Here is a 21,366-nt window from a genome sequence, read left to right as displayed (position 1 = left end):
TCATGATTTCATAGCCTTGCGATTCGGCGCGTGAAGAGTTGGATCGAGGCGATGAAGAGCCACGCGGTTGCCAATGCGATGGTCTGTTCGAAGTCCTTGGCGAGGCGTCGGTTCCGGTTCAGCCATGCGAGCGTTCGTTCAACCACCCAGCGCCTGGGCAGCACCTCAAAGCCTTTCGCCACATCGGACCGCTTGATGATTTCGACCGTCCACTTGCCGATTTTGTCCGGCGTCAGCGCCAATGGCACAGATTTGAGGTTGTGAATTAAGGAGGATTTGGGCTTCGTCGTAGTGACGAAGGAACGAAGATGAAGCCCAAATCCTCCTTGAAAAAATCGGTGAAGGCTCCTGCGGAGCAGGTGGTGAAGGACATCCGGCGGGCGACACGCCGGCACTTCTCTGCCGAGGATAAAATCCGGATCGTGCTTGAAGGCCTGCGCGGCGATGACAGCATTGCTGAACTGTGCCGCAAGGAAGGGATCGCCCAGAGCCTGTACTACACCTGGTCGAAGGAGTTCATAGAAGCGGGCAAGCGCCGGCTCGCCGGCGATACCGCCCGTGCCGCAACCACCGGCGAGGTCCAGGATCTGCGCCGGGAAGCCCGTGCGCTGAAGGAATGCGTGGCCGACCTGACCCTCGAGAACCGCCTGCTTAAAAAAAGCATGATCGCGGATGGGGGCGACGACGAATGAGATACCCTGCATCCGAGAAGCTGGAGATCATCCGGATCGTCGAACAGTCGCACCTCCCGGCCTGGCGCACGCTGGAGCAGTTGGGCATCCCGCGCCGGACCTTCTATCGCTGGTACGACCGCTATCTCGAAGGCGGCCCGGAGGCGTTGGAGGATCGGCCATCGGCCCCGCGCCGGGTGTGGAACCGCATCGGCGACGATATCCAGCAGCAGATCATCGACATGGCGCTGGATACAACCGATCTGTCGCCCCGCGAACTGGCGGTGCGCTTCACCGACGAGAAGCGCTACTTCGTGTCGGAGGCCACGGTTTATCGCCTGCTCAAGGCCCATGATCTGATTACCAGCCCGGCCTTCGTCGTGATCAGGGCAGCCGATGCGTTCCACACCAAGACGACGCGGCCGAACGAAATGTGGCAGACCGACTTCACCTACTTCAAGATCATTGGCTGGGGCTGGGTCTATCTGTCGACCGTGCTCGACGACTTCTCGCGCTACATCATCGCCTGGAAGCTGTGCACCAACATGCGAGCCGAGGATGTCACCGACACGCTGGACCTCGCGCTCGAGGCCTCGGGTTGCGACAGTGCAACGGTGCTGCACAAGCCTCGGCTGCTGTCGGATAATGGCCCGAGCTACATCGCGGGTGAACTGGCGGAATATATCGAGGCCCGGAAAATGAGCCATGTGCGCGGCGCTCCGATGCATCCCCAGACCCAGGGCAAGATCGAGCGCTGGCATCAGACCCTCAAGAATCGCATCCTGCTCGAAAATTACTTCCTGCCCGGTGACCTTGAGGCCCAGATCGAAGCCTTCGTCGAGCATTATAACCACCGACGTTACCACGAGAGCCTGAACAACGTGACGCCCGCCGACGCCTACTTCGGCAGGGCCGATGCCATCATCAAACAGCGCGAAAGGATCAAACGGAAGACCATCGAACATCGCCGCTTGCTCCACCGCAAGATCGCCGCTTAATATCAACCCCAGGACGAGGCCCGCACTCCGCTAATTTACGCCGCGAGTTGTGCCAAATGTTCTGACGACGGACACTGGGTGCATGCAACCCGAAACTCGCTCTTGGCGCGCTGTAGGCCGAAGACAAGATCGGCACCTTGCTGCCTTGCAACGTAATTATTCAGGAGACTGGAGAAGGCCTATTCGAAGTCGCGGCGATCAATCCGGTCGCCTTGATGCGGGCGATCAAGAACGACGCGCTCAGCGAGACTGCCGCAAAGGTGAGCGCGAAATTGCGTGCGATGATCGAAGCACTGCAACTGTAAGTTTCGTCGCTACAGAGCGTCATCAGCCTGACCCAAATGCTGTAAATCAAACTCAAGAAAAAGGAATTGATCATGAAACGCATTCTTCTCTTTGCCGTGCTCGCTGCAGGTCTCTCGACATCTCCGGCGTTGGCGCAGGATCAGCACCAACACGGCCCGACGACCGAAACTACCGAGCTCGATCCGCAGTCCGGCATGATGATGGGATCAGAAGCGATGCAAGAACATCGTCAGAAGATGCAGGAGATGCGTGCACTAATGCAGCAAGCGCAAGCCGCTAGTGAGCCTGCAGAGCGTCAGCGCCTGATGGCCGAGCACCACCAGAAGATGCAGGAACATATGGCACATATGATGCAAGGTGATCATGCTGCCATGATGCAGGCATGTCAGGAGCGCATGGTAATGATGCACGATATGATGGAACAAATGGCTGCCCATCAGAACATGTCTCCGCAGAACTGACGGCACGGTGATGGGGGGCGAGAATATCGAGCCGCTTGTGACGCAATTTCCCAAGGCCTGGCCACAGGGACCGTGCCGGAGCCTGCGCTACGGCACGAGGAATGGGGCTCATCAGTGACCCATCTTTCCAAAAAGTTCTGCAAGTTCGGCGAACTTGACGCGCTGCGCTTCTTTGTCGCCGCTTTCGATCGCCTCTGCGACGCATGCCTGCGCATGAATGGCAAGGACCCTGGTTCTTGTTGCCCGCAAAGCCGCCTCCATCGCAGAGATTTGTTGCAGGATGTCGACGCAATACCGCTCGTCTTCCATCATCCGGATTACGCCTCGCGCTTGGCCCTCGACCCGTTTCAATCGGTCGATTTCCTTGGTGAATCTCATCTCTCGAATCCTCCTCGGCTCATGCTTGTCGTATCAAGTTTGTTTGCGTTATTACCCTACAGGGGTACTGTGTACAAGGACGCGGCTGGCTGCTACGTGAAGGTGTGAGTCGAGGCGCCGACGTGTCCCGATAGCTGCAGAGAACCGGAAGGCAAACCGGGATTGGCAAACTGCAACAAGGACGCGATCATGACGCAACTCTCCATTCCCCGTGCAATCCTGGCCTGGGGATCGACTTTCACCCTGTTCCTCATGATCAGTCTGGTAGCGTGCATAATCTATGGCCTCTTGCTCCCCGCAGGGTTCGAAATGCATCGCGCCTGGTCGCCCTGGCTTCCCGGGTTCGAATGGCTCACTCTTGGTGGCATCTTCGCGGGGCTTTTTTTGTGCCTGGTCTACGGTTTTTGGACGGCCGCCATCCTCGTCCCGCTGCGCCGGCTCACCGGGCGGTGGTTTGGAGCAGCAAATGACTGACGACAAGACCAGCTGCGATGACGCGAACGTGGTTCGCCCGACCGAAGGTGTCGCAATCGATCCAGTTTGCGACATGAACGTCATGATCGAAGGTGCCGAGCACCGGGCTGAGTATAACGGTGCGCGGCATTACTTCTGTTCGGCCCATTGCCGGCAGAAATTCGTCACCGATCCCGAAGTGTATCTGAGCGGGGCGCATCTGAACGCAGTCGAGGGCATGCCCGAGGGCACCATTTACACCTGCCCGATGCATCCTGAAATCCGGCAGCAAGGACCGGGCTCGTGCCCGATTTGCGGAATGGCGCTCGAGCCGGAAACCTTCAGCCTCGATGACGGCCCCGATCCGGAGCTCGTCGAAATGAACCGCCGCTTCTGGGTAAGCTTGGTCTTCACCATCCCGTTGTTTATATACGCGATGGGCGACCTGATCCCCGGGCAACCATTTTCGCAAATTGTCGAACCGGCTTTGGCGCAATGGATACAGCTGGCGCTCGCCACCCCGGTCGTGCTCTGGGGTGCTTGGCCATTCTTCACCCGCGGTATGCAGTCGGTCCGGACAATGAACCTCAATATGTTCACACTGATCGGTCTTGGCGTTGCCATTGCCTATGCGTTCAGTGTCGTGGGCACAGTCGTGCCGCACATCTTCCCGTCCGGCTTTCACGATGCCGATGGCCGGGTCGCTGTCTACTTTGAAGCCGCTGCGGTCATCACCACGCTCGTTCTGCTCGGGCAGGTGCTCGAGCTCAAGGCACGGGGCGCAACCTCGAGCGCTCTGCGCGCGCTGCTCGAACTCGCGCCGCCGACCGCGCTAAAACTCATGCCCGACGGTTCGGAGCGCGAGGTCGCTCTCGATCAGGTGGCGATGGGTGACCGCCTGCGCGTCCGCCCGGGCGACAAGATCGCGGTTGATGGCCGAATTGTCGAAGGCTCGAGTAGCATCGATGAATCGATGATCAGCGGAGAGCCTCTGCCGGTCGCGAAGGCCGTCGGCGACGAGGTGACTGGCGGTACTGTCAACCAGACCGGTGGATTCGTCATGACCGCGGAACGCATCGGCAAGGACACGATGCTGTCGAAGATCGTGCAGATGGTGGCAGAGGCGCAGCGCAGCCGCGCACCGATACAGCGTCTGGCCGATCTGGTCGCGGGCTGGTTCGTGCCCGTGGTGATCGCGATTGCTATCCTGACCTTCATCGCCTGGTCGATCTGGGGACCCGAACCGGCATTTGCCTATGGTCTGGTCAATGCCGTAGCCGTGCTTATCATTGCCTGCCCTTGCGCGTTGGGACTAGCCACGCCGATGTCGATCATGACCGGGACCGGCAAGGGTGCGCAAAACGGTATTCTGGTGAAGAATGCCGAGGCGCTCGAGACTTTCGAGAAGGTCGACACCATCGTCGTCGATAAGACCGGGACGCTGACCGAAGGCCGACCGGAACTGGTCATGGTCGAACCTGCGCAGGGCATCGATGAAGCGGAGATGCTGCGGCTGGTGGGTGCCGCAGAAATCGGCAGTGAACATCCGCTCGCCGAGGCGATCGTCAAGGGCGCTCGCGCGCGTGGCCACGACTTCGAAGCGGCCAGCGATTTTTCTTCGGTAACGGGCGAAGGTATCGAGGCGAGCATCGGTGATCGCCGCGTCGCCATCGGCAACGCCAAGATGATGCGCCGGGTCGGAGCCTATGACGCCATCATGTCGGACGCCGCCGAAACCGCCCGGGCGAAGGGACGTACGGTGATGTTCGTCGCCATTGACGGCAAGCCGGCTGGGCTGATCGGTGTCGCCGACCCGATCAAGCCGACGAGTGCGCGCGCCATCGGTCGTCTCCACGAAGCCGGTATCCGCGTGGTCATGCTGACCGGTGACAGCGAGGCGACCGCGCGCGCCGTCGCAGAGGAAGTCGGTATCGACGAGGTCCACGCCGATGTCTCGCCGGCGGACAAGAACCGCATTGTCGGCGAATTGAAAGTGGCGGGCAGGACCGTCGCAATGGCAGGCGATGGTATCAATGATGCGCCCGCGCTCGCCGCGGCCGATGTCGGGGTGGCAATGGGAACAGGCACCGATGTTGCCATCGAAAGCGCCGGTATGACGCTCGTTCGCGGCGATCTCGAAGGCCTGGCCCAGGCGCACCGGCTTTCGAGGGCGACCATGCGGAATATTCGCCAGAACCTGTTCTTCGCCTTCGCCTACAACTCACTCGGGGTGCCAATTGCCGCCGGCATACTGTTCCCGTGGTTCGGCATATTGCTGAGCCCAATAATCGCAGCCGCCGCAATGAGTCTGTCTTCGGTATCGGTCATCGGCAACGCACTGAGACTGCGATCGCTCGATCTCAGAAGCGAGCCATAAGGGAGGTGAATATTTTCTGGCCCCTGTCCGTCGTCTGGTCCGCTGGCACCTCTCCCGCTCCGCACGCAAGGTGCTCGCGACGCGAACGCTCGAGCAGGTGGACGGCGCCTCGCTCCGCTGGTTGTCGGATGAGATTGATCTGTTCCTCGAGAGTCTGGAACCGCAGGCTCGCAGGCTGCGTCGCTTGGCGGACCTCGGCCAACTTCCCAGTGCGGGCAATCGCCTCATGGTGGAACTCGCCATCTATACCGCCGCAGCTTATCGCGCACTGCTGGAGGCAGGGCTTTCCAGAGCATCAGCGCAGAGCGTGGTCGCCGATATCGGGTGGGACGTCTATGCGCTACTGCTCCGATTGAATTCACTTCCCCTCCGTCTGATTACGCGTGATCCTGGCCGGCGTCTACGCGGTACGATCGGACTGCTGCTGCGCTTTCCGTTCAACGCGCCTGGCGCGCCGGGTTATACGATCGAGGCGCGCCGGGAGGGCGACGACATGATCACTCATTTTACGCATTGTCCTCCTCAGACATTCATACGGACCCTTGTCGCGGAAACGGGAGACCGCGGCGATCTCGATGCCTTTTACGAAAGCTGGTGCCAGTATGACTGGCCCGGTGCCGACATCATCGCGAATGACGGCCATCGAGGCCATTATGAGCGGCGACAGACGCTCTCCCGCGGCGACCCGGTTTGCGATATGTGCTGGAAGGCGCAAGCCAAGTCGAACGGAACCTGAGTGGGACCACGCGAGCTGCGGCAGCGTACTGGCTGCAAGAGGTATGATCACAAGAGGCGCTGTGCCGTTTTCACGATTGAGGCGCGGTAAACCCGGACAATAGCTTCGCCGAGCACGCGATCGAATTCTGCGTCATTCATCTTCTCCTTTCGCCATCATTTTCCAGAATAGCTGCGCGGAGCAACTGATAAGTGCGAAGCCGGTCAGCGCTTCGATCCCGGCAAGAACTCTCAGGTGTTGTGTGGGATAGATGTCCCCCAGCCCGAGAGTCGTCACGTTGATCAGCGAGAAATAGAAGTAATCCATCCAGTCCATGCCGGATGCCTCGTCGAAGCTGCCCAGGCCCAGCTCGCTTCCAAGCCAGAACCCGGCCGCGAACAGGACAGCGACGAAGAGATGCAAGAACAGCACCAGCAGTGATATCGCGAGTTTTGCCGAAAGGTTGTGCCGCTTACCGGCGAGCGAATGCCCGACTCCAAGAATTGCCAGGTGAGACCAAATCGAGAGCAAAAATAGGCTCGTCGCGATTGTGAGGGCTAGGCTCAGGACTCATTGATCAGAGCCAAAAGATGACGGTTGCGGCGATGCAGATGGCGGACATGAAGGTGTGCGCGCATCGATCGTAGCGGGTGTGGATGCGGCGCCAGTCCTTGAGCTTGCCGAACATGTTTTCGATGCGGTGACGCTGGCGGTAGAGCGTTCGGTCGTGCGGGATCGGCACTTTGCGGTTGGCCTTGGACGGGATGCACGGCTCGATCCCACGATCAGCCAGGGCTTGCCGCAACCAGTCGGCATCGTAACCCCGGTCGCCGAGCAGTGCCCTGGCCTGTGGCAGCGCGTCGAGCATCAGCGCGGCGCCCCTGTAGTCGCTCATCTGGCCTTCGCTGAGCAACATCACCAGCGGACGCCCCTTGCCGTCGCAGACCGCGTGCAGCTTTGAGTTCAAGCCGCCCTTGGTGCGCCCGATACGTCGGGGAACAACCCCTTTTTTAACAGGCTGGCGGCGGTGCGGTGCGCCTTGAGGTGGGTGGCATCGATCATCAGCCGGTCGGGCTTGCCACCCTTTGCCGCGAGCGCAGCAAAGATCTTGTTGAACACGCCCAGCCGGCTCCAGCGCACGAAGCGGTTGTAGATCGTCTTGTGCGGGCCGTAGTCCTTGGGTGCATCTCGCCAGCGCAGCCCGTTGCGGATCACGAAAATGATCCCGCTGATCACCCGCCGGTCGTCGACCCGCGGCACTCCATGCGACAACGGAAAATAGGGCTCGATCCGGCGCATCTGCGCCTCCTACAGCCAGATCAGATCACTCATGGCAGCGCCTCCTCAACGCCGCCATTGAATCAGATCATCGCGCCCCTGGGAATCCCTTTAATAGGTCCTGAGCCTAGAAGCATCACTCTGCGACCGCACATCCAGGCTTCAATACAGAGCCTGCGCTGGTTATTGTGGTTTCACTGTATTGCGGAATGAAGTGGTTCATTGCCTGCGCCCCTGCTCCGGCAGAGGTTCACGCGGTATCATGCGGCAGACCGACCAGTAGAAGATAGCGATAACAGGCTGGTAGCTGGTCGCGCCTTCCCTGGGCCGGGAGCGGCTCTTTCCGAAATGTTCGCGGACATCGTCATATCCGCCGATCGGCTTCTCATCGATGAAGGTCTGAGGCGTCGTCTCTACGTCGTGTTTGTCCTTGTAAGCATCGGTTTCCTCCCTGCTGGTCAGCTGGTTGTCGTCCACGTTGAATCCCTGTCGCTTGAGAAGATTGACTGTTTTGGTGCCATAGGGACAGACATGGTCTTCCACTACCATTCGGTAGACTGATGCAGTTTTCATTGAGATCGCAGTCCCTTGGTTTTGCGCAAAGCCGGTCACAGCGCTTGCATTATCAGATGCTTGCGCCGCGCTTTTGTTTCAAAAACGCGGTAATCTGGGGAGAATCGGCAGCGAAGGATTCCGACAGGATCCGATACGGCTCGTCGCTTTGGGCGTACATGCTTCCGGCAATGCGTCTGGTAGCGCATTGTCTTTAAGGTCAACCCGACCGGATCGGTCGCGCTGCGATCAGCAACGCGCCTCCATGTAAAACCAACCAAATTCGTCTCCCAATTTCACGCCGACCGGAACGACGGGAATGCTCGGCCAAGTAAAGGATGACGCAGGAGACAACGTGATATTACATTTGAAGCGAGAAGAGCTTTTTCACTCGCCGTCGCGGCGCGAGGGGCAACCCGTCAATGTTTATGCTCATCGGAGGGAGTCTTCGCAGCGCGGGTGCGCGAAAGAAAGAGCCACTCGAGGACAAACACGACACCGATCCCGATGACGGCGTAGGCGACGATAGCGGGATCGCTCTGTAATTTCGCGGCGGTGAAGGCGGCAAGCACAACGGCATCGGCGGCCAAAGCGGCGAGCAAAACCGAGGCCCGCGCGCCAATCTCTTTTCGCAGATGGCGGAAGACACCCCAATGCACCAGCATGTCCATGATCAGGTAGAAGAAGGCTCCAAGCGATGCGATACGCGAAAGGTCGAACAGGACTGCAAGCGAGCCGGCGATCACCACCGTGTAGATCAGCATATGGCTGCGAATCCCGCCGTTCATCCCGAAATGGCTGTGCGGGATCATCTTCATCTCGGTCAGCATGGTCAGCATGCGGGAGACAGCGAAGACGCTCGCGATGACCCCCGAGGTTGTTGCCGAAATCGCGATCGCGATAGTGAAGTAGAAGCCGATATCGCCAAGGGCTGGCCGCGCCGCGGCCGCCAGCGAGGTGTCGCGCGCTGCGGTGATTTCGGAGATGTTGAGGCTCGAGCCGACCGCCACCGCGACCATAAGGTAGATCACGATGCAGATCGCGATCGAATAAAGGATCGTCCGCCCGACATTCTTGTGCGGATCGACGATTTCGCCGCCGCTGTTGGTGATTGTCGTAAACCCCTTGAAGGCCAGGATCGAAAATGCGACCGAGGCCAGCAGGGCGTCGGCGCTTGAGAGCGATATGGGTTCTGCGAAAGCTCCCGAAGAGAAGCCGCTCACCCAGATCGCGGCGACTGCGAAGACGGCAATGCCCCCAACTTTGATTGCGGACATAAACAGCGAGAAGCCGCTGACCGAGCGATTTCCGGCAGCGTTCACGAGATAGGCAAAGATGATAAGGGCAAGCGCGAGCCCCGAGACCAACAGGCCATTCTTCTCCAGGTCGAAAATCCGAAGAGTATAGGTTGCGAAGGTCCGCGCAACGAGGCTTTCGTTGATGATCATCGAAAGCGCCATGAGGAGCGAGGCTGATGCCGCCACGACCCCGGGTCCATAGGCCCTTTGCAGGATCATCGCGATGCCGCCAGAGGACGGCCAGGCGTTTGACATCTTGATATAGCTGTAGGCGGCAAGCGCCGTTACCAGCGCGCCGGCGACGAAGGAAAGAGGGAAGAGCGGACCTGCAAGCTCCGCTATCTGACCGGTAAGAGCAAAGATGCCGGCACCGATCATGACGCCGGTCCCCATCGCGATACCACCCCACAGGGAGATGCTGCCCTTCTCGATATCGCCTTCGTGTGCTGAATGTTCGTCCATTCGGACCACTCCTGTGAGAAAATGCTCAGACTTTACGCCGCTATGTGTCCGATGAGAATGAAACACTCACGGCCGGTTCGCAGACAAGATGAACAGATGACGGTTTCATGTAGCGCAATGAGCACGCTTGTCGCGACCAGTTCACAGCTTCGCCCGGCGCAGTCTGAGCGAATTGAGCACCACTGAGATCGAGGATGCACTCATCGCGAAGGCTGCAAACATCGGGCTTATGAGAATGCCAAAGATGGGATAGAGCACACCAGCGGCCACCGGTACGCCCGAGGCATTGTAGATCAGCGCGAAGAAGAGGTTTTGCCGGATATTGCGCATAGTCGCTCTGGCTAACCTCCGCGCCCGCGCGATCCCGTCGAGATTGCCCTTCACCAGCGTGATGCCGGCGCTTTCGATAGCGACATCTGCGCCAGTTCCCATGGCAATTCCGACATCGGCTTGCGCGAGCGCAGGCGCGTCGTTGACGCCGTCGCCGGCCATCGCAACTTTGGCACCTCCCTCCTGCAGCTCGCGGATGAGCCGCGCCTTGTCTTCGGGAAGAACATCGGCGCGAATGTCATCAATGCCAAGCCGTGCGGCAACCGCCTTGGCGGTGCGTTCATTGTCGCCTGTCGCCATAATGATCGTAAAACCGAGCTCGTGAAGCTCCTTGATGGCTGCAGGCGTCGTCTCCTTGACCGGGTCTGCAACGCTGATGAGACCCGCAATCGTATCCTCAACGACGACAAACATCACGGTTTCGCCTTGATCGCGGTGCGCATTGGCCTTCTCGCTCAATTCTGCCGCGCCAAGGCCCATGTCTTCGATCAACGCGCGATTTCCGAGCGCAACCGGTTTGCCGCCGACCGAGCCTTTGACACCTTTGCCGGTAATGGCATCGAAGTCGCTAGCGGATTCCATAGAGATTCCACGCTCTTCGGCGCCGCGCACGATCGCCTCGGCGAGGGGGTGCTCGGAGCCTCGCTCGAGCGAAGCGGCCAAGTGCAGGACCTCGTCTTCATCGAAACCGGATTCTGGCATGACCGCGACAAGCCGGGGCTTGCCTTCGGTCAGGGTTCCGGTCTTGTCGACGATCAGGGTATCGATCTTCTCGAACCGTTCGAGGGCTTCGGCATTCTTGATCAGTACGCCAGCTTGAGCGCCTCTGCCGGTGGCGGTCATGATCGACATCGGTGTTGCCAGGCCGAGCGCGCACGGACAGGCGATAATCAGAACGGCGACAGCCGCGATAAGTGCGTATGCGAGCGCCGGGGAAGGTCCCCAGATCGCCCAAGCGACAAACGACAGGATGGCTACCCCGATTACCGCGGGAACGAACATGCCCGCCACCTTGTCGGCGTATTTCTGGATCGGCGCTCGCGACCGCTGCGCGGCGGCGACCATCTCGACAATTTGCGCGAGCATCGTGTCCGAGCCGACTCGCCGTGCTTCTATCACGAGGCTGCCGGTGCCGTTAATGGTGGCCCCGGTGACAGTATCTCCCTCCACCTTCTCTACCGGGACCGGTTCGCCCGTGATCATGCTTTCGTCGATGGAGGATCGACCTTTGCGCACGACGCCGTCGACGGGCACCTTGTCGCCCGGGCGGACTCTCAGCTGGTCGCCGACCGCGACATGCTCGAGCGCGATTTCTTCTTCGTCGCCACCGGGCCGGATAACCAGGGCTGTCTTTGCCGCAAGGTCTAGTAGCGCGCGGATCGCCTTGCCCGTGCCTTCGCGCGCGCGCAACTCCATAACCTGCCCAAGCAGAACCAAGGTGACGATGACAGCGGCGGCTTCGAAATAGACACCGACATGGCCCTTGGCGTCGCGAAAGCCGGCGGGGAATATGTCCGGTGCGAGAACCGCGACCACACTGAATATCCAGGCGGCAAGCACGCCCATGCTGATCAGCGAGAACATGTTGAGGTTCCAGGTCCGGAACGAATTCCAGCCCCGCTCGAGGAAGGGCCAACCGCTCCACAAGACGACCGGTGTGCCGAGCACGAGCTCGATCCACAATGTCGTGCGCTCGCCGAACATCTCGCGCACCCCGGGCCAGCCGAGATAGGGGCCCATCGTGAGGATCAGCAAAGGCAGTGTGAGGACAGCGCCGACCCAGAAGCGCCGCACGAAGTCGACCAGTTCGGGGTTGGGTCCCTCATCGACCATGGCGGCGGATTCGAGTTCGAGACCCATGCCGCAAATCGGGCACGAGCCCATCGTGGGCTGTCTGACCTGCGGATGCATCGGGCAGGTGTAGACAGGGCCGTCATAAGAAGGCGGTAGGAGATTGTAGCGGCCATCATCCGGCGCCGCATCGGTATCATCATCGTTATGAGCGCAGTGCGAATGGTCCATGAAGGCCTCCCTGGAAATGTCCTGTCTGATGTGCGGGTCGGTCGGAACGCGTGTAGCGGCATTGTCGACAACCTTGCTGCGGGCAGACGCTTGCCCGGCCCAATACCAAGGTCTTGTTCTGCCTATGAATTGTCATTGCGCTGCTCATCAACTTGTCCTCCCACGCTGGTGGAGGTGGGCATGCGCTTCGCGTACATCGAGCTCCCGTGTGCTGTTTCCAGCGCGCAACATGAAGCGTGCGACACCATTGTCGGTAAAGTAGATCGGATCGAGGCTTTTCTCGATGATGACCCGGCACACCGTCTGCTCGCTAAGCTGGTGGAAGCGGCAATGAATGAGAGCGCATGAATTTCCTCCGAGCCCATCCTTTGCGACGTCCATCAACAAGCGCTCAAATCCGTCTGGATTGGCGTGTTTGAGAGTCTGCAGGTCCGCTTCGATCCCTGCAATCTCTCCGCTATCTTCGACGCCGATGAGCAGTGTTCCGCCCTCATGATTGGGAAACCCCGCTATGGTCTTCACGATGACTTTCTGCAGGTTGCGGTTAACTTGCTGCTGCTGCCGGTCCCAGCGGAATGACGACTTGAATTCCAGCTGCTCGCCCTCTCCTCGCGCGATCAGCAACGGCAGCTCTTCATTGAGCTCATGTTCCAGATAGCGAACCCGGGAGCGCTCGCGCATCAAGCGCATGTGATAAGCGCCGAACGCCAAGCCGATGACGCCTCCAATCGCTGCGAACGTCAAGCTCATCGGAAGCATTTCGAATTGAAACGCGGTCGCGAGGCGGTCGAGTGCGAGGCTTGCGGGATTGCCTGTCGCTCCGTCGCCCACGCCGCCGAACTCGTACCAGTAGATGACGGAGGTGACCGGATGCAGGATCATGACACCGAGAATTGCTCCGATCACCGTGTGGAGAAGCAGATCCCATCGCGTCCGGTGAAGCAGGCTTATGGCAATGGCTTAGGTTCCTTTCCTTCAAGTCCAATCTCGATGTTGAATGCCGTTCGGCGGCCATTGCCGCGAGACGATAAATACCGCGGGAGACCAGCTTGATCTGCAGGAGACCATCGAAATCTCATCCAATGCGGCTGCGGAAAAAACGGTAAAGCGGCACACCAAGGAGAGCGATATACCAACCGTAGAGGAAGCTCTCCACGGCACCGGCGAGAAAACCGGGCCAGGTGAGCCAGTCGAATCCGGGGAGCAGGGGCGCCCATGCTTCGTGCATGTGAATCGTTGCAGGCACCAGCAGGCCGAACGCCACACAGATAAGGTAGGTGATCAGCAGGAAAATGCTGAGCGCCCAGCCCCAGACGAGAATCGAGCTTTTTGCGGTCGAGCCGGTCATTGGTACCTCCACCTCTCTATACCATAGGGGAGTATAGTGTAATCTGTTTCGGTTTGCAACTGTGCTAATTGTCCACCAATGCGCAGCCAGGCACTGTATCGAAGAAGCTCTCGCTTCGCACAGCAAGGCAGATCAATCCGAGAAGGTCGCGAAATAGATTGTCTGGGGCCGGTGGGGGCCGACCCCAGACGCCTGAGGAGGATCAGTCGTGCTTGTGACCGACCTCGGGCTTTGCGGGTTGCTTGTCCGGCTTCTTCCCATGATCCATCTTCGAGTGGTCCATCAACTGGCATTTCATCTTGCCGTCCGCGCCCTTCATCCTCATTCTCCATTGGGTCGGGCCAAACTCATGTCTGGTCAGGGGTGACTGGCAAAAACCTTCGTGCCTTCCGGGCCGAAGGCGATCACATCGTAAGGCTGGACCCGGCCACCGACCTCCATGCCCGGGGAACCGAGCGGCATCCCCGGAACGGCGATGCCGGTAACACCGGGCGGGCGTTCGCGCAGAAGCTTCTCGATGGCATCGGCGGGAACGTGTCCTTCAATGATGTAGCTCTCTACCTCCATGGTGTGGCAGGACCACAGTTCGCGTGGCACGCCCTTGTCCATTTTGATTGCAGCCATATCGGCGCTGTCCGTCGTTGCCACCTGCGCCTCCATGCCTTCTTCGACATGCGCGGCCCAATTCAGGCAACATCCACAACCGGGATCGCGGAACATGGTGTACGTAGCGGCCTGCGTGGCGTTGGAGCAGGCAGCAAGCGCGAGGAAGGCAGTGGCAGCCAGCGATTTGCGAAGGCTTCGTTTAATGGGTTTACGGGTCATTTCCCGGTTCCTTTCTTTGTCCCGCGCCATAGCGAAATCGCGCCGGTCGCGGTTGGGACAAGACTGAGCCTCTCTACACTATCGAAGAGGTCCGCGAGATGGCGTTCAACAATGCCGTCGGCATTGGGCTGCGTGTCCCTGACGCCATCGAGTTGCTGCACTGTCGCCCGAAACAGCCTGCGCATAAGCACGGTTTCCTGGCGCATATAATCGGCGATTAGCAACATGCCGCCCGGTTGCAGCAAGTCGTGCATCTGCTCGAGGATTGCGCGTTTCTGGCGTTCGGGTACCTGGTGGAAAACAAGGCTACTGACGATCTTGTTCGGCCTGTGCCGATCCTCGACCACGAGACTGTCAAGAAACCCCTCATGCCAACGGATCAGCGACTTGGAGGCCCCCATTTTCCGCTTTGCGATCGCGAGGGCTGCACGGTCGGGGTCGACGCCGATCAATTCAGCCTGAGGGCAACTAACCATGAGGTCGTAGAGCAAGGATCCGGTCCCGCAGCCTACATCGAGGAGACGGTCGACTGGCGAGAGCCGTGCTTCACGAACCAGTGCGGCGCGCCAGCGCCGCTCGCGCGTGAACAGGCCGATCGCACTATCGTAGAGCGGCGTCAGCCATGCCTTGCCTAAAGGCGGGGTGTAGGCGCGTGGATCGGTCGAAATAGCAGCCTCTCCCATCACATGATGCCCATATGATTGGGTCCAAAAACCATTTCGCCGCCATAATAGCCCTGAACGATCAGACCTGTCGCGATAAGCGCCAGCAGAATCCGGAACCCCGTTCTGCCCTTTCCGCGGGCCGCAGCCCACCATGCGAGCAGGCTGAGGGTGGCCAGTGTTGTTCCGTTCCAACGGTGGATGGCCAGATTGTCTGACTGGTCTGAAAGGCGCCATCCGCCTGCAAACCATCCCAGAAGCGCGGCCGCGACCGCACCGAGCGCTCCACCGGCAACGAGAAACCGAATAGTCGTCTGAAGCGCGAGCGTCGGCCGGATCATGAGTGCGAGTTCAGCGAGCGCTGCCACGAGGAGCAACGCGATCGGGAAATGGGCGGCGACCGGGTGCAGCCGCGCGAGGAGATCGCCGAACGAGGTCAAACGGTTTTCCGCAATCTCTTGCCGCATCATCTCATCGGGCGACATGGTTTGGGCAGCCATGGTTTCGCCGGGGGCATCGCCATGAGATGCGCCCACGCCATCGTCATGCATTTCGTCGGAGCTGGCCGTCACCGTTTCCATCGCCACCATCTCGGCATCGGACATATTGTCCTGATGCCCCTCATGTGCATGTAGCGGCGCGGACAGCAGTAAAACTGTAAAAAAGGCGGCAACGCCAAAGCGGGTGAATATGCTCATGAGTCCTGTTACGCGCGAACCGGGGACTACCCCTCAAGATTCCTTTTTTTGAGGGCTGGGAATGTCTCGGGCGTATAGGGATTGGAAAACACGGAGAGCGCTCATGGTAGATAATTCTTCACTCGACACATCCCTAAGAGTCTGATTCAAAACTATCGGCTGTAATTTCATGTGCTTGCGATGCGGCGTGTAAAGAGCTGGATGGATGCGATGAACAGCCATGCGGTCGCTGAGGCGATGGTTTGCTCGAAGTCCTTGGCGAGACGGCGGTTGCGACCGAGCCATGCAAAGGTTCGCTCGACCACCCAGCGGCGCGGCAGCACTTCGAAGCCCTTCGCGGTGTCGGATCGCTTGATGATTTCGATGGTCCACTTGCTCTTTCCGATCTTGTGCAGTGCCTCCCGGAGCTTGTCACCGGCGTATCCGCCATCGGCGAAGACATGCCGCAGCCATGGGAAGCGGCGGATGATTTCGGTCAGCACGAACGGTGCGCCGTCGCGATCCTGGATGTCGGCGGTGTGGATCACAGCGTGCACGAGATTGCCTTCAGTATCGGTCAGGATGTGACGCTTGCGTCCCTTGATCTTCTTGCCTGCATCATAGCCCCGAGGCCCGCCGCTCTCGGTGGTTTTGACGCTCTGGCTATCGATCACTCCGGCATTGGGCGAGGCCTCGCGGCCCACCGCTTCCCGGCCGATCAGCAGCAAGGCGTGGTTGAGCGAAAGCCACAGACCATTGTCGCGCCACAGGTAGAACCAGCGTCGCACCGTCGAGACCGGCGGAAAGCAGGGCGGCAACATCCGCCACGGCAGCCCGCCGCGCAGCAGATACAAGATCGCCTCGACGATGCGCCGCAGCGGCCATTTTCGCGGACGCCCTACGAGCGAAGGCTGCGGAAGAAACGGCTCCAGCACTGTCCATTCGGCATCGGTCAAATCGCTTGGCAAAGTCAGCTGTGCACGGGCATACTGCGCCCGAGTGGTGTCGGTCCACATCGTTGAACTCCGGAAGTTTGTAGCAAAACCCCGTGAATCAGCGACTTGGGCTGGCGTCAAGCTAACCCGCTGACACCACTCAACTTAATTTCGGATCAGGCTCTAAGACTTTTGGGATCGCAAGCTGTGGCGCACGAATCTGCAGATTTCATGGGCGGTGTCTGGCAGCGCGCCGGACAGCTGGGGGAGATTGCCGAGCGTCGCCGCCGTGCTGCACTTTTCTCCGGTCTATTCGTGATCGGTTTGAGCGCAGGCATCGGCGCGACCGGGCTGCCTCACGGTTTTGGCTCGTCTCAGCAGATAGCCTATAGTGACTTTGCTGCAGATGATCAGCTGTCTCCCGCCGCTCTCCTTCATGTGGGCGGCTAGACTTGAAGACGCCCAACCTTGTTATCGCTGTCCTGCTTGCAGCTCTGGCTGGCTATCTTGGGGCGATCGCGGCGGATCGGTGGTTGATCCCCGAGCGCAACGGCAGCCTCCATCAGTTCGTCCATGAGGAACTGGTTCTGACTGCGGAACAGAATACGCGCCTCGAGACTCTCGAAGCGCGGTATGCGGTCGAGCGGTCGGCTCTCGAAGCGTCGGTGCGCGCCTCGAACGCACGGCTTGCGCAGGCCATGGATGAAGAGCATGCTTACGGCCCGGAAGTCAGAGCGGCGATCGATGAGGTCCACGCACGTTTGGGAGAACTGCAAAAGGCTACGGTCCAGCACGTGTTCGACATGCGCGAGATTCTCGAACCGGAGCAGCAGACCATCTTCGATCGTCAAGTCTCCGAGGCGCTCACCAGCAAACCTCATAACTAGACTAACCGCGCGTGTTGGGGACCGATAACCGCTCTGAAGCCGCCCTTATCCGCCAGGCTATCAAGGGCAGCAGGGCTGCTTTCGGGGCTCTGGTCGAGCCCCATTCTGCGCGGCTGATTTCGCTTGCTGGCCGAATGCTGGGAGGCCCCCATCAAGCCGAAGATGCCGTTCAGGATGCCCTTGCTTCGGTCTGGATCGCACGCCACCGGCTCGACCCGCAGCGTCCGGTCGGCCCGTTTTTGACGACGGTTGTCCTTAATAAATGCCGCGACCGGCTCCGTAAACGCAAGGTAGCGCGTCTAATCGGCCTGGACACCTCCAACGAAATGCTGACGGTGGCAGACGATGGTCCCGATCCCGAGGAAATCGCCACACAGCGTGACGCGCTTCGGCGCCTGACAACCGAAATCGAGCGTCTGCCGATTCGCCTACGCGAGGCGCTTGTTCTGGTCAGTATGGACGATCGCAGCCAGGGCGAAGCTGCCGCTCTCCTGGGGGTCAGCGAAAAGACCATTGAGACGCGCATTTACCGTGCACGCAAACGGCTCAGGGAACGGTTGAAAGAATTTTGAGGGGTAAGCTCGAGCGCTGCGTAATTGAAGTGTACGATCCATATTAGGAGCCCTCAATGGTGGCGATCAATCGACGGAAATTCATCGGCTCAGGAGTTGGCGGAGCGGGACTGCTCGGTCTCGCTAGCGCCATGCCTGCGTGGGCGCGCGGCGCGTTGGACGGAACGGTCGCCCGAAAGGGCAGCGATGTCCTGTCAGGCGAACACTTGACAATGACGGTTGCTGATACCGGCTTTACGACCGGTTCGCGCATTGGCGCGGGCGTTGCGGTCAATGGCACCATTCCGGGTCCGCTGGTCCGGCTGCGCGAAGGGCAAAACCTGACCGTTGACCTCGTGAATCAGGCCCATGAGGGCACCTCGATCCACTGGCACGGCATGCTGGTGCCCTTCCTGATGGATGGGGTCCCGGGCGTGAGCATGGCGGCTGTCGAACCGGGTGAGACATTTCGCTACGAGTTCCCGATCCGGCAATCGGGCACCTACTGGTGGCATGCACACACGCTGCAGGAGCCGCTTGGTCATTACGGCCCGCTGATCATCGATCCGATCGAGCCCGAGCCCTACGAATATGACCGCGACTATGTGGTGATGCTCTCTGACTGGACGACGATGAGTCCACACACAATCATGGACAAGCTCAAGGTCGGCGGCGGCTATTTCAATTACAACCAGACTACCTGGACTGACGATTACGAGCTTTCCGGCGAAGAGCGCCGGATGTGGGCCCGCATGCGCATGATGCCGACCGATATCTCGGATGTCAGCGGTGCGACCTACACCTATCTCATCAACGGGCATGGTCCCGCCGACGATCTCGAATATCTCTTCAACTCCGGGGAGCGTGTGCGCCTGCGCTTCATCAACGGCGCGGCGATGACCTATTTCAATATCCGCATTCCGGGCCTGCCGATGACGGTCGTTCAAGCCGACGGGCAGAATATTCAGCCGGTCGAAACCGACGAATTCCAGATCGGGGTCGCCGAAACCTATGACGTCATAATCGAACCGAATGGTGAGGCGCACACGATTGTTGCGGAATCAATCGACCGTTCGGGCATGGGGGTTGCCACACTGGCAAGCCGTCCGGGTGCCCGCGCAGGAGTGCCGGCGCTCAGAATGCCCCCGGTTCTCACCATGACCGATATGGGCATAGGCGGTATGGACCACGGCTCAGCGGGGTCCGCGGGTGGAGATACGATGGAAGGCATGGGCCACGGCTCCGGTGCCGGCTCCGACGTCGGCGGCGGAGACGCGATGGGCGGCATGGATCACGGCTCCGAGGCTGCTGGCGCGATGGGAGGCACCATGAACATGCGCGATACATCGGTACTGCCGCCCAATGTGGTGGTGGGCCCCGGAATAGACTCGGTGGCCTCGAATCCGATCGACCGGATGGATTTTCCGGGACTTGGCCTCGACGATGTCGATCACCGCGTCCTCGATTACAGTCAGCTTGTGGCGGCAACGCCCAATAGTGATAATCGTCGCCCTAGCCGAATGAAGACCATCCATCTGACCGGCAATATGGAACGGTACATGTGGTCGTTCGATGGCAAGAAATTCGACGAAATCACCGAGCCGATCCAGTTCGCCTACAACGAAAGAGTGCGCGTCAAGCTGATTAACAACACCATGATGGTGCACCCGATCCACCTTCACGGGCATTTCTTCGAACTGGTGAACGGCGCACCGGATGGTCGTCAGCCGCTGAAGCACACCTTGAATGTGCAGCCGGGCGGAAGCGCGCAGTTCGATCTCACCGCCGATGAGCGCGGCGACTGGGCGTTCCATTGCCACCTGTTCTATCACATGCACACCGGGATGTTCCAGGTCGTGACAGTTCGACCGCTCGAAGGGGGAGATGCCTGATGAAGAATTTGCATTCACTCCTCGCCCTGCCTCTCCTTGCCGTTTCCGTTCCGGCTCTGGCGCAAGAGCAGGACCACGCGGCGCATCAACAAGCTGAGAGTGAAAGCCAGACGGCACAAACGCAAAATGCCCAGACCTTCGGGGACGATGCGCAGCCGGAGCAAGGCGCAGATCATCAGATGATGGATCGCCCGGAGATGGGCTGCCCACAAATGGACCAGGGCGAAATGGGCCAGGACAAAATGGGCCAGGGCAAAATGGATTGTCCGAGCATGGACGGTCAGCCGATGGATCACCCGCAGATGAACCACGGCTCGCAAGATGGCTCCAGCCACGCTGGCACGGCAGCCTCCGGCACCATGGATCACGGTTCCATGCCGATGCCCGGCATGCAGAGCGGTGACGATCAGGCGGACATGGATCATTCGGCCATGGGGCACGGCACGCAGACCGATCATATGCCCATCCCCGAAGGCCCTCCCCCGCCCGAAGCGCTCCAAGGCCCGGCCTTTGCCGCCGACGCCTTTGTCGGCGCAGAAGAAATGGAGGCATCGCGCGCAGCGGTCACCAGGGAGGTCAGCGGGACGCCGGTCTTCTGGTTTCAGGGTGATCGACTCGAATACCGGGTGCGTGACGGCGATGACGGCTACCTCTGGGACGTTCAGGGCTATTATGGCGGCGACTACGACAAGCTATGGTTTAAGTCCGAAGGCGAAGGCAGTTTCGGCGAAGCGATCGAGACAGCCGAAGTCCAGGCTCTGTGGAGCCGCGCGATCGCCCCGTTCTTCGATTTTCAGGCCGGTGTCCGGCAGGATTTCACCGGGCCTGAGCGCACACATGCAGTGGTCGGCATCCAGGGGCTGGTCCCTTATGAATTCGAGGTGGACGCTGCCGCTTTCCTGTCGAACAACGGTGACCTGACTGCTCGGATCGAGGGTGAAATCGACCAGCGGATTACGCAGCGCCTGATCCTGCAGCCGCGCGCCGAAATCGCGCTGTCGGCCCAGGACATTCCGGAACTGGGCATCGGCGCGGGAATCGACGCGATCGAGGCCGGTGTTCGTTTGCGCTACGAATTCGCGCGCGAGTTCGCGCCCTATATCGGGATCGATCAGGAGTGGAAGCTTGGCAACAGCCGCGACTTTGCGCGCTCCGCAGGCGAGGACCCGAGCGTGACAAATTACGTCATCGGCGTGCGATTCTGGTTCTAGGGAGACAAGCATGTCCTATTTGTGTCCCCCGTCAGCACCTATGGCACAGATTTGAGGTTGTGATTTAAGGAGGATTT

At 59.9% G+C, this 21,366-nt stretch carries 24 protein-coding genes; 11 read left to right on the top strand and 13 right to left on the bottom strand.

The window, feature by feature from the left end:
* Positions 1 to 8 precede the first annotated feature (8 nt).
* Entirely contained in the window at positions 9 to 248 is a 240-nt protein-coding gene (locus CP97_RS05860) for a transposase (RefSeq protein ID WP_335622388.1), read from the bottom strand.
* 60 nt (positions 249 to 308) lie between these two features.
* Between CP97_RS05860 and CP97_RS05850 the strand changes: the two genes are divergently transcribed.
* The 3 genes from CP97_RS05850 to CP97_RS05845 all read left to right on the top strand — a co-directional run bounded on the left by CP97_RS05850 (position 309) and on the right by CP97_RS05845 (position 2,436).
* Positions 309 to 1,669 (top strand): IS3 family transposase gene (locus tag CP97_RS05850; protein WP_149036425.1). Its coding sequence is split into 2 segments (ribosomal slippage): positions 309 to 653 and positions 656 to 1,669, totalling 1,359 coding nucleotides; the frame shifts between segments, so codons are not numbered across the junction.
* Positions 1,670 to 1,806: 137 nt separating this feature from the next.
* Complete coding sequence (locus CP97_RS16125; protein WP_227819695.1) at positions 1,807 to 1,974, top strand: hypothetical protein; 168 nt, start codon at positions 1,807 to 1,809, stop codon at positions 1,972 to 1,974.
* 72 nt (positions 1,975 to 2,046) lie between these two features.
* Positions 2,047 to 2,436, top strand: coding sequence for a hypothetical protein (locus CP97_RS05845; RefSeq protein WP_048885170.1), 390 nt, complete (start codon positions 2,047 to 2,049; stop codon positions 2,434 to 2,436).
* Positions 2,437 to 2,547: 111 nt separating this feature from the next.
* On the opposite strand, the gene CP97_RS05840 is transcribed toward CP97_RS05845, so the two are convergent.
* Positions 2,548 to 2,814 carry a metal-sensitive transcriptional regulator gene (locus tag CP97_RS05840; RefSeq protein ID WP_048885169.1) on the bottom strand — a complete coding sequence of 89 codons (267 nt, stop codon included), beginning with the start codon at positions 2,812 to 2,814 and terminating at the stop codon, positions 2,548 to 2,550.
* A gap of 189 nt (positions 2,815 to 3,003) precedes the next feature.
* Here CP97_RS05840 and CP97_RS05835 point away from each other — a divergent pair, with 189 nt between their 5' ends.
* The 3 genes from CP97_RS05835 to CP97_RS05825 all read left to right on the top strand — a co-directional run bounded on the left by CP97_RS05835 (position 3,004) and on the right by CP97_RS05825 (position 6,380).
* Positions 3,004 to 3,288, top strand: a complete 285-nt coding sequence (locus tag CP97_RS05835; RefSeq protein ID WP_048885168.1) for a hypothetical protein — start codon at positions 3,004 to 3,006, stop codon at positions 3,286 to 3,288.
* Positions 3,281 to 5,644 carry a heavy metal translocating P-type ATPase gene (locus tag CP97_RS05830; protein ID WP_048885167.1) on the top strand — a complete coding sequence of 788 codons (2,364 nt, stop codon included), beginning with the start codon at positions 3,281 to 3,283 and terminating at the stop codon, positions 5,642 to 5,644. Before CP97_RS05835 ends, CP97_RS05830 begins: the two co-directional genes overlap by 8 nt.
* Positions 5,645 to 5,714: 70 nt before the next feature.
* Positions 5,715 to 6,380 carry a hypothetical protein gene (locus CP97_RS05825; protein ID WP_048885166.1) on the top strand — a complete coding sequence of 222 codons (666 nt, stop codon included), beginning with the start codon at positions 5,715 to 5,717 and terminating at the stop codon, positions 6,378 to 6,380.
* Positions 6,381 to 6,512: 132 nt separating this feature from the next.
* Here the strand turns inward: CP97_RS05825 and CP97_RS05820 are convergent, their stop codons facing one another.
* The 11 genes from CP97_RS05820 to CP97_RS05765 all read right to left on the bottom strand — a co-directional run bounded on the left by CP97_RS05820 (position 6,513) and on the right by CP97_RS05765 (position 16,829).
* Complete coding sequence (locus tag CP97_RS05820; RefSeq protein WP_227819694.1) at positions 6,513 to 6,890, bottom strand: potassium channel family protein; 378 nt, start codon at positions 6,888 to 6,890, stop codon at positions 6,513 to 6,515.
* 46 nt (positions 6,891 to 6,936) lie between these two features.
* Positions 6,937 to 7,658, bottom strand: a protein-coding gene (locus tag CP97_RS15895; protein ID WP_227819693.1) for an IS5 family transposase whose coding sequence is annotated in 2 segments (ribosomal slippage) — positions 6,937 to 7,373 and positions 7,373 to 7,658 — 723 coding nt in all. Because the reading frame shifts where the segments join, the coding sequence is not laid out codon by codon here.
* A gap of 198 nt (positions 7,659 to 7,856) precedes the next feature.
* Positions 7,857 to 8,210, bottom strand: coding sequence for a glutaredoxin (locus tag CP97_RS05805; protein ID WP_227819692.1), 354 nt, complete (start codon positions 8,208 to 8,210; stop codon positions 7,857 to 7,859).
* 398 nt (positions 8,211 to 8,608) lie between these two features.
* Positions 8,609 to 9,880, bottom strand: a complete 1,272-nt coding sequence (locus tag CP97_RS05800) for an APC family permease (RefSeq protein WP_236780972.1) — start codon at positions 9,878 to 9,880, stop codon at positions 8,609 to 8,611.
* Between the two features lie 210 nt (positions 9,881 to 10,090).
* A complete protein-coding gene (locus CP97_RS05795; RefSeq protein WP_048885163.1) occupies positions 10,091 to 12,301 on the bottom strand; it encodes a copper-transporting P-type ATPase in 2,211 nt (736 codons plus the stop codon).
* A 147-nt stretch (positions 12,302 to 12,448) separates the two neighbouring features.
* Positions 12,449 to 13,183 (bottom strand): AlbA family DNA-binding domain-containing protein, encoded by a 735-nt coding sequence (locus tag CP97_RS05790; protein WP_169807760.1) that lies wholly within the window; start codon positions 13,181 to 13,183, stop codon positions 12,449 to 12,451.
* A 193-nt stretch (positions 13,184 to 13,376) separates the two neighbouring features.
* Positions 13,377 to 13,649 (bottom strand): DUF5676 family membrane protein, encoded by a 273-nt coding sequence (locus CP97_RS05785; RefSeq protein WP_048885162.1) that lies wholly within the window; start codon positions 13,647 to 13,649, stop codon positions 13,377 to 13,379.
* 357 nt (positions 13,650 to 14,006) lie between these two features.
* Complete coding sequence (locus CP97_RS05780) at positions 14,007 to 14,474, bottom strand: DUF411 domain-containing protein (RefSeq protein WP_048885161.1); 468 nt, start codon at positions 14,472 to 14,474, stop codon at positions 14,007 to 14,009.
* Positions 14,471 to 15,157 carry a class I SAM-dependent methyltransferase gene (locus CP97_RS05775; RefSeq protein WP_048885160.1) on the bottom strand — a complete coding sequence of 229 codons (687 nt, stop codon included), beginning with the start codon at positions 15,155 to 15,157 and terminating at the stop codon, positions 14,471 to 14,473. Before CP97_RS05775 ends, CP97_RS05780 begins: the two co-directional genes overlap by 4 nt.
* Complete coding sequence (locus CP97_RS05770) at positions 15,157 to 15,834, bottom strand: DUF2231 domain-containing protein (protein ID WP_048885159.1); 678 nt, start codon at positions 15,832 to 15,834, stop codon at positions 15,157 to 15,159. The genes CP97_RS05775 and CP97_RS05770 overlap by 1 nt, the downstream gene beginning before the upstream one ends.
* 167 nt (positions 15,835 to 16,001) lie before the next feature.
* Positions 16,002 to 16,829, bottom strand: coding sequence for an IS5 family transposase (locus tag CP97_RS05765; protein WP_048885158.1), 828 nt, complete (start codon positions 16,827 to 16,829; stop codon positions 16,002 to 16,004).
* A 126-nt stretch (positions 16,830 to 16,955) separates the two neighbouring features.
* Here CP97_RS05765 and CP97_RS05760 point away from each other — a divergent pair, with 126 nt between their 5' ends.
* The 5 genes from CP97_RS05760 to CP97_RS05740 are packed head-to-tail and all read left to right on the top strand — an operon-like array spanning position 16,956 to position 21,289.
* Positions 16,956 to 17,198 carry a hypothetical protein gene (locus CP97_RS05760; protein WP_227819691.1) on the top strand — a complete coding sequence of 81 codons (243 nt, stop codon included), beginning with the start codon at positions 16,956 to 16,958 and terminating at the stop codon, positions 17,196 to 17,198.
* Positions 17,199 to 17,200: 2 nt separating this feature from the next.
* Entirely contained in the window at positions 17,201 to 17,635 is a 435-nt protein-coding gene (locus CP97_RS05755; RefSeq protein WP_048885157.1) for a Spy/CpxP family protein refolding chaperone, read from the top strand.
* 11 nt (positions 17,636 to 17,646) lie between these two features.
* Positions 17,647 to 18,207 (top strand): RNA polymerase sigma factor, encoded by a 561-nt coding sequence (locus CP97_RS05750; protein ID WP_048885156.1) that lies wholly within the window; start codon positions 17,647 to 17,649, stop codon positions 18,205 to 18,207.
* Between the two features lie 56 nt (positions 18,208 to 18,263).
* Positions 18,264 to 20,078 carry a copper resistance system multicopper oxidase gene (locus tag CP97_RS05745; protein ID WP_048885155.1) on the top strand — a complete coding sequence of 605 codons (1,815 nt, stop codon included), beginning with the start codon at positions 18,264 to 18,266 and terminating at the stop codon, positions 20,076 to 20,078.
* Complete coding sequence (locus CP97_RS05740; protein WP_048885154.1) at positions 20,078 to 21,289, top strand: copper resistance protein B; 1,212 nt, start codon at positions 20,078 to 20,080, stop codon at positions 21,287 to 21,289. The genes CP97_RS05745 and CP97_RS05740 overlap by 1 nt, the downstream gene beginning before the upstream one ends.
* Positions 21,290 to 21,366: the final 77 nt, after the last annotated feature.

The organism is Aurantiacibacter atlanticus (assembly GCF_001077815.2).
Taxonomy (GTDB): Bacteria; Pseudomonadota; Alphaproteobacteria; order Sphingomonadales; family Sphingomonadaceae; genus Alteraurantiacibacter; species Alteraurantiacibacter atlanticus.
The sequence above is the reverse complement of the archived record's forward strand: the minus strand, read 5'-3'. Positions and strand labels throughout refer to the sequence as shown.

Coding starts and splice junctions, on each gene's coding strand:
- CP97_RS05800 (WP_236780972.1), bottom strand. CDS start 9,880: ATGGGGACCGGCGTCATGATCGGTGCCGGCATCTTTGCTCTTACCGGT.
- CP97_RS05740 (WP_048885154.1), top strand. CDS start 20,078: ATGAAGAATTTGCATTCACTCCTCGCCCTGCCTCTCCTTGCCGTTTCC.
- CP97_RS05805 (WP_227819692.1), bottom strand. CDS start 8,210: ATGAAAACTGCATCAGTCTACCGAATGGTAGTGGAAGACCATGTCTGT.
- CP97_RS05770 (WP_048885159.1), bottom strand. CDS start 15,834: ATGAGCATATTCACCCGCTTTGGCGTTGCCGCCTTTTTTACAGTTTTA.
- CP97_RS05765 (WP_048885158.1), bottom strand. CDS start 16,829: ATGTGGACCGACACCACTCGGGCGCAGTATGCCCGTGCACAGCTGACT.
- CP97_RS05785 (WP_048885162.1), bottom strand. CDS start 13,649: ATGACCGGCTCGACCGCAAAAAGCTCGATTCTCGTCTGGGGCTGGGCG.
- CP97_RS05775 (WP_048885160.1), bottom strand. CDS start 15,157: ATGGGAGAGGCTGCTATTTCGACCGATCCACGCGCCTACACCCCGCCT.
- CP97_RS05845 (WP_048885170.1), top strand. CDS start 2,047: ATGAAACGCATTCTTCTCTTTGCCGTGCTCGCTGCAGGTCTCTCGACA.
- CP97_RS05745 (WP_048885155.1), top strand. CDS start 18,264: ATGGTGGCGATCAATCGACGGAAATTCATCGGCTCAGGAGTTGGCGGA.
- CP97_RS05790 (WP_169807760.1), bottom strand. CDS start 13,183: ATGATCCTGCATCCGGTCACCTCCGTCATCTACTGGTACGAGTTCGGC.
- CP97_RS05780 (WP_048885161.1), bottom strand. CDS start 14,474: ATGACCCGTAAACCCATTAAACGAAGCCTTCGCAAATCGCTGGCTGCC.
- CP97_RS05795 (WP_048885163.1), bottom strand. CDS start 12,301: ATGGACCATTCGCACTGCGCTCATAACGATGATGATACCGATGCGGCG.
- CP97_RS05830 (WP_048885167.1), top strand. CDS start 3,281: ATGACTGACGACAAGACCAGCTGCGATGACGCGAACGTGGTTCGCCCG.
- CP97_RS05835 (WP_048885168.1), top strand. CDS start 3,004: ATGACGCAACTCTCCATTCCCCGTGCAATCCTGGCCTGGGGATCGACT.
- CP97_RS05840 (WP_048885169.1), bottom strand. CDS start 2,814: ATGAGATTCACCAAGGAAATCGACCGATTGAAACGGGTCGAGGGCCAA.